The following is a 6,732-nucleotide window of genomic DNA, read 5'->3' as shown; positions in this document are numbered from 1 at the left end:
CCGGAGGGGCCAGCGCAGGTGGTCCGCCGCCGCCGGAACATGGTGTTCACACCAGCCCCCGTCAAGGGGCATGAGTCCCAAGCGGTGTCGCCACCAGCCCCGGTCCGCCCTGGGGTCGGGCCATGTGGCCCCACGCAGCAGGGCCACGCTCAGATGGTTGTCCTGCACATGGATCCCTTGGGGGCCGTCCAGGAGCACCGCCAGGCCGCCCTGCTGCAGCAGCAGGGCCATCCAACTGAACGCCGCACAGTGCCAGCGACTGTGTTCCCGTGCCGTCCGTGGTCGTGCCGGGCGTTCAATCACCCCGCCGGACGTATCCGCCGCCCAGCGCTGGACGGGCTGCGCCAGCTCCCCGTCCAGGCTCAGCAGTTCATGGGCCTGACGCCAGTGGATGCTTAAGCGCAGGTCCAGGTAGGGGCTGCCCGCAGCAAGGCAGGCCATCATGCTGATGCGGCTCTGCCCAAAAGCGCCACGCCAACGCAGTCGCACCATGCAGGGGTTCTGCTCCAGCAACTCAGGCTGGCCCAGCCTGATGCCGCCAAGGGGATGGCGGCGATGATCAGGAGCCAGATCCCAGGCGTCCCAGTACTCGCCCCGGTCCCGCCAGCGGCCCAACGCCAAAGGTTGCGCCAGCACTTGGCGACCACCTGGGGAAAACAGTTGCAGGACACCTTCAGGACCGCAGTACACGGTGCAGAGGCCGTTGCCTAATTGCCAATAGTCAGGGGTTGCACCCTGGTGGATGCGCACCGGATGAAGTGGAGGTTCGACCACGTCAGACGGGCTTTGGAGCCGCCGCCAACCCACGCCCGCCATGGGGGGCAGGACCTGGTGCTGTTGGGACCGGGGGAAACGCACCACCCGGGGCCAGGGGCCGGCCGGTTGCAGTTGGAGCGCCACCCAGTGGTTCCCCGCTGCCGGTGGATGCCCATCCCGAGGCCCAGTGCCGAGAAGCTCCTGTAGCCCCTGGTCACGGATGCGGCTGGCCTGGCGCCTCAGGCGCCGCCATCCACTCTCCAATTGGGCAAACACCTCGCCGGTGGCGCTGCCCGGCAGGATATCGTGGAACTGGTGGAAGAGGAGTGTTGTCCAGCAGCGCTGCAATTGCTGGATCGGGCAGTTCCAATGGTCTCCCGCTAGAGCCCACTGGCCATGGCCCAGATGCCGGCCCCACCACAGCACCCGCTCCGCCTCCAGCAACAGCCGTTCAGCGGTGCGGTTGTGGCGCTTCTGCTCGGGGTGGGTGGTGGCGCAGCCGCGGTGCAACTCCAGGTAAAGCTCATCGGCCCACACCGGCAGTGTCGGGGCCAGGGGCTTGAGTTCCTCCAGCCAACTGCGCAGCGTGCCATGGCGATATCGGGGCAGTTGGGGATGACCCCACCAAAGCTGCACCTGAGCCATCAAGTCCTGGTTGGGGCCGCCCCCATGGTTCCCCACACCGGGCAGCCAGAGGCTGCTGTTGACGCCAGTGTGGGCACACCATTCCCCATGGGCCTGCTGGATCGCCCGTGGGTCCCCTGTCCCCCCGAGGGGACCGGGGAACAGTGCCAGCACCTCGGCGCCGCTGGGGTCACGCCAGCGGAACAGGCGGTGGGGAAACGGGTTACAGGCATTCCAACTGAGCTTGGTGGTCAAAAACCAGCGGATGCCCTGGCACGACAGGGCCTGGGGGAGGCCTGCGGCGAAGCCGAAGCTGTCCGGCAACCAGGCCAGGTCATGGCGCCACTGGGGGAAGTGCTGTCGACTCCAACGTTGCCCCGTCTCCAGTTGGCGGAGCAGGGAAACAGTACTGATCAGCACACAGTCCATTTCCACCCAGGGACCACATAAAGGCTCCCAGCACCCGGCCTTGGCCTGGACCTGGATGCGACGCCAAAGGGCTGGACGGTGCTGTTGCAGCCAGGCGTAGAGGGCGGGTGTGGAGTGGCCAAAGCAGAGGTCGGTGTGCTGCTCCATCAGGCTCAGCACACTGGTGAAGGTCTCCACTGCGGCCCGCCAGGTTTCCGCCACGGGCCAGAGCCAGGCCAGATCCAGATGGGCATGGCTCAGCAGGGTGACACGATCCTGCCGGGGGCAGGTCCGTCCTGCCCCAGCATTGTCCTGGGCGGTGAGGTCTGCTTCCGTGCTCTTCAACAGACCGAGCGGGTCCTGGTCACGGCAGCGGGGCTCCAGCACCACGATGCTGCGTAGCAGAGAACCCTCGTCATGGCAAGGGCTGTGAAGCTCCAACTCCAGCAGCAGGGGCGTCCCCGCCAACCAGCGGCGCGGCAGGGGCAGACGACAGGTGTTGGCAAACAGGTCGCCATGGCGCTGGGGCGTGCCGTCCACCTTGAGCACCGCGGTCTCGGCCCACCAGAGCAGCACCAACCGGGGAACCACTGCCCCATGGGGCAGCCCTTGCCAGGATAACGGCGTGGTCAGGGGAAGATGTAGACGGAGGGGGCAGCCACCCCGGGGCCAGACCAGGTCACCACGGGCTTGCCAGTCCCGGCGAAGGGGCAGGCGGCGGGACCAGGCCAGTGCCGGCGCGCCGGTGTCCAGGCGCCAGCGGTGTTGCAAATCCAGTTGCCAAGGAGGATCTCCCGGGCTTGGTGCCTGCCCTGCAGACTGGGTCATGGTGGGAATGGCACCAAGCGTTGCAACAGACTATGGATCAGGGGCTCCCTGTCGTCCGGGGACCGTAGAATGCAACATCCACAAGAATCCAGCCCATGGATCCTTGTGTACTCCGGCTTCTGTCGCACCACCACCATGCTTGCCCTCAAGATTTCCGTCTACGCAGTTGTTTTCTTTTTCGTCGGTCTCTTCATGTTCGGCTTCCTGGCCAGTGACCCCAGCCGCACCCCGAGCCGCAAGGATCTGGAGGAGTGATCCCGGACACACTCTCCACAACAGGCCACAGCACCCCCTTCCGTCATCGTTCTTGAGAATTTTTGTCGGTCTCCTGATGCTCGCAGGCGTGTGGGGGTTGGGTTACGGTCCTGCTCTGAGCACGGAAATCCTGACCCCTACCCGTGAAGACCCTGCTAGTGAAGGCGCCAAGGGAACTTTGGCCGCTTGGAGCGACTTGAATCTCACCGTCCGTGCAGACCGCCAATACGTCGATCTCCAACAGAAACACCTGGTGGCGGAGGGCAACGTGCGGTTACACCTTGCCGGTGGTGACCTGGCGGCGGAGCGGGTTACCTACGGACAGGTCACCGGGTTGTTGACAGCCGTCGGCGCCGTGCGGTTTCAGCGGGGATTCCAGTACATCCAGGCCAGCGCCTTGCGTTACAACCTGAAAACCCGGCAAGGGGAGTTGCGGGATGTGTACGGGGTTGTCAACCTTGACCACCACACCGCGGATCTTGATTTCAAGAGTTGGCAAGGCCAGCCCACTTCCCCAACAGGAGCGGTTGATGGGGATACCCCGTGGGCCGAAATACCGAACTTGGCCTGCCCCCCCCTGTGGCCACCGGCTGATTCCGACCGTTCCGGAGGGTGGACCACCCAGGGGCAGCAAGACCTTGTGCCGCCCCTGGGTTGCCCCAACCCTGACGGCCATGCCCAACACCACCAGGATTGGGTGCCCCTGCTGGCGGAGACGGCCGGGTTGAACAAACCACTGGAACCGGGTGCCCAGTGGCCTGGCCCGGCGAACCAACGGGTCCATGACATCACCGCCAAGACCGGACTACAACTGGAGTACCACTTGGCTTTTGCAGACTGGGGCCAGTTTGGAGAGACAGAGGAGGATGAAGAGGAAGAAGGTGGTGAGGATCCGGTGCTGCCAGCCGCCTTCAGGATCCTGGAGCAGAGTGAGACGCTGAGCCAGGATCGGGGCTGGATCAACCGCTGGCGTTTTCAAGCCAAGGCCCTCGTTCTCACACCAGACGGATGGACCAGTCCTCTGGTAGTGCTCACCAATGATCCACTAACGCCGGCCCAAGTGATCCTGGAAGGCCGGGACAGTGAAGTCCGGGAGCAGCCGGATGGCTCACTGATCCTCACCAGTGTCACGAACCGCGGTCTGTTGGACGGCAGGTTGTCGGTGCCCTTGCCGCGCCGCATCAATCTCAACAGCAATGGTCCATTCTGGGCTTTCCTCAGCGACGAGACCAGGCACGACGGTTTTTACGTTGAGCGCATCTTGGCGCCCCGTTCCCTACTCGGCGGTGAACTGACCCTGAGGCCCCAGTTCATGGTGGAGCGTGCCTTGAGCGGCAAGATCGATACCGACTCCACAGGCCGTCGTTCTGCCGAGGCGGACCCCATCTCCGTTGGCGATCTTTTTGGCCTGGATATTCGTTATCGTCGTCCCGTGGGACCACAGGGTCAACTCCAACTGCGCACGGACTTCTCCACCCTCTCGCCCCGCCATCTCACCAACCGGATGCGGGCGGAGGCCAATCTCCAGCACCCATTGACCCTGCCTCTCCTGGGTGAAACCAGGGCCATCCTCAACGCTGCCTATCAGTTGAGCGTCTGGAACGGTTCTCTGGGGGAGCAGGACGTGTACACAGCTTTTGGTGGATTCCTGGAAAAGGACGTCCAACTCCCGCCATGGGGATCCCTGCGCAATCGTCTGCTCTGGAGATTGGGCCTGCAAAACATCAACACGACGGTCTTTGATACACAAGACTTGTCAGGGAAGACGTGGCGGGCATCGGGATATGCACGTCTCACCTCCACCTTGCCCATCTGGCAAGGGGAGATCCTGAAGGACTCCATGGAAGCACTGCGCCATGTTCCGCAACCCGTTCGCCCTGGGGCGTCCCTCACAACGTTTTTAATTGGCCACTCATCAAGTTATGGGAACCACAGCGGCCAACGTTATTACACACTGGGCATGGTGTCTGATGTGACCATAGGTCATTTTAGTCGACCTTATGTTGATTATACAAAACTTTCGATTGGCGGCAGTGTCTCCATTGTGGAGCAGCTCAGTCAGTTTAGCTTTGATCGGGCTGTGGATTTGGGCCTGCTTCATATCTCCTGGACACAGCAGTTGGCTGGTCCTCTGGTTTTAGCAGCCAGTGTGTCTTACAACGTAGATGATAGATCAGAACGATATGGCAACAGAGTTGACTCCATTTTCGAGCTAAAATTGCAACGACGTGCCTATAATGCGGGGCTATTTTATAGCCCAGAGCGCAGGCTGGGTGGCTTACGGATTCGCGTCAACGGCTTTGACTGGCGCGGCACTGGGACTCCCTTCATCCCCTACACACCATCATCCTGGCTGCCCCACAATAGCTGATCAGCAGGGCAGGGCAAAATCGTTGAGATAACCCGAGTTTTGGATAAGAGGACACGAGGGGGAGGGAGGTCGGCTTGGCTCGTTGCTCTGAGGAGGCTGATGGGAAGAGGGGAGGAACCCTGCTGTGGTCGGTGGTTCAGGCTGTTCAGCCCTTGCAGTGGGGTTGAGAGGGAGGTTCCCCAATCAGGCATGACCTGATTCGGTATCCCTGTCCGTTCAAACAAGTGGAAGGTCCCCTCACAAAGGCCAGCTTATGGTCTTCAGGATCACCGATGGCAAGCAAGGATGACCGCAAAAAACGCTTGAGGCCATGACCGCTGCACTGCACGGGAAGATGTTTACTGATACGGGCTACCTGTCCAAGGAACTGCTGAAGCGTCTCCGGCAGCGAGGCCTCCACGGCGCTGCCTCCTGGTGGGGGGATCTTTGTCCCACCAGCAGGTTTTGACAGGTAAGAAGGGGGAACGCACAACAAGGTCCGTAGGCTGCTGACCAGGCGCTGTGGTCAGCAGAGGGGGGTGAGTCTGAGCATGAGGTCGTTCTGGGCAGGTGCAGCGCTGTCGGTGGGCCGGGAGTGTGTGTGGCGTCCAACTCCAGTTGGAGTTGGGCATGGGGGTTGTCTCTGCAGAGGGGGAGAGTCTCCAGCCGATGTGGTAGTCATGGAGGTTTTCCGAGAGGGCGAAGCCGATGCTGGTCGTAGCGGTGAAGGCGCCGTCCCACAGGGGCAGGCCGTAGCCCAGTTCGGCCTCCAACCGACTGGCAGTGGCAAACTGGCGGCGCCCCCATGGTCGTTGACGGCAAGGTCCGCCATGCTGCGGCGAGGATGTCCACCGCCTGCTGCTGCCCACTGGCCGCTGGAGCAACGCCTCCATGCCGCCGGACGGGGCAGCGCCCCAGGACTGGGTAAGCTGGGCCGAGAGGCCGTGCTCGCTGTGCGGTTGCGGTTCCCAGAAGAGTGCGGCGGCAGCGCCCCACTCTGGAGCCCGCTGCCTCGTGGGCCATCAGACCACGGGCCTTGAGCTCCAGCGTCAACCCCTTCTCTGGACTGGCGGAGGCCAGCCCAGCGCCGATGTTGGCGCCGAAGCCGGTGGCGGCATCACCACCGTCCAGGCGCAATTCCATCTCCAAGGAGGGGGTGAAGGTGGCCGCAGATGGTCCCAGCGTCATAGGCCGCGCCGTCTCAATGCCGGCCCGGAGCAGCTAGCCGTCAGCCGCAATGGCCGACAGGTTGCCCTCGGCGCTGTAGAGCACCTCCGAGGTGATGCGGGGAAGGGTGCATCGCCCTTGAGGACAGGGAGAAGCCGTCGCCGTTGGCCAGTTGCAGCACCAGACTGCGGAGTCTGACGGCGCCCATGGTCATGGCCAGCTCGGTGGAGAGGGTCTTGCCCTTGCCGGAGCGCTGGGTCAGCTCACCTCTGCCAGTGCCGGCGTCTAAACGTCAGCGCCGCCGGGCTGGCAAGCTCTCCCTCGGCGAGATGCTCTGCATCATG

5 protein-coding genes are annotated in these 6,732 nt (G+C 63.2%); 3 read left to right on the top strand and 2 right to left on the bottom strand.

The features are described 5' to 3' along the window. The coding region (locus tag FLM9_RS00075; RefSeq protein WP_074456683.1) for an alpha-mannosidase at window positions 1–2,616 on the bottom strand (2,616 nt) is incomplete at its 3' end. Between the two features lie 135 nt (window positions 2,617–2,751). On the opposite strand from FLM9_RS00075, the gene FLM9_RS00070 reads away from it, so the two are divergent. From FLM9_RS00070 to FLM9_RS08015, 3 genes are all read left to right on the top strand, one after another. Then, on the top strand, window positions 2,752–2,871 hold the full coding sequence (locus FLM9_RS00070) for a photosystem II reaction center protein I (RefSeq protein WP_074456684.1): 120 nt from the start codon (window positions 2,752–2,754) through the stop codon (window positions 2,869–2,871). Window positions 2,872–2,947: 76 nt separating this feature from the next. Continuing rightward, entirely contained in the window at window positions 2,948–5,242 is a 2,295-nt protein-coding gene (locus FLM9_RS00065) for a DUF3769 domain-containing protein (protein WP_074456682.1), read from the top strand. A gap of 310 nt (window positions 5,243–5,552) precedes the next feature. Further along, the gene (locus FLM9_RS08015; protein WP_180365240.1) at window positions 5,553–5,690 is read left to right on the top strand and encodes a hypothetical protein; all 138 of its coding nucleotides are present in this window, start codon (window positions 5,553–5,555) and stop codon (window positions 5,688–5,690) included. Window positions 5,691–5,899: 209 nt separating this feature from the next. On the opposite strand, the gene FLM9_RS07900 is transcribed toward FLM9_RS08015, so the two are convergent. After that, window positions 5,900–6,409, bottom strand: coding sequence for a hypothetical protein (locus FLM9_RS07900; RefSeq protein ID WP_143324515.1), 510 nt, complete (start codon window positions 6,407–6,409; stop codon window positions 5,900–5,902). Window positions 6,410–6,732 lie beyond the last annotated feature (323 nt).

Origin of the sequence: Candidatus Synechococcus spongiarum, from assembly GCF_900047545.1 — a bacterium.
Taxonomy (GTDB): Bacteria; Cyanobacteriota; Cyanobacteriia; order PCC-6307; family Cyanobiaceae; genus Synechococcus_B; species Synechococcus_B spongiarum_C.
This window is presented reverse-complemented; position numbering and strand designations above follow the sequence as displayed.

Coding starts and splice junctions, on each gene's coding strand:
- FLM9_RS00070 (WP_074456684.1), top strand. CDS start 2,752: ATGCTTGCCCTCAAGATTTCCGTCTACGCAGTTGTTTTCTTTTTCGTC.
- FLM9_RS00065 (WP_074456682.1), top strand. CDS start 2,948: ATGCTCGCAGGCGTGTGGGGGTTGGGTTACGGTCCTGCTCTGAGCACG.
- FLM9_RS08015 (WP_180365240.1), top strand. CDS start 5,553: ATGACCGCTGCACTGCACGGGAAGATGTTTACTGATACGGGCTACCTG.
- FLM9_RS07900 (WP_143324515.1), bottom strand. CDS start 6,409: ATGACGCTGGGACCATCTGCGGCCACCTTCACCCCCTCCTTGGAGATG.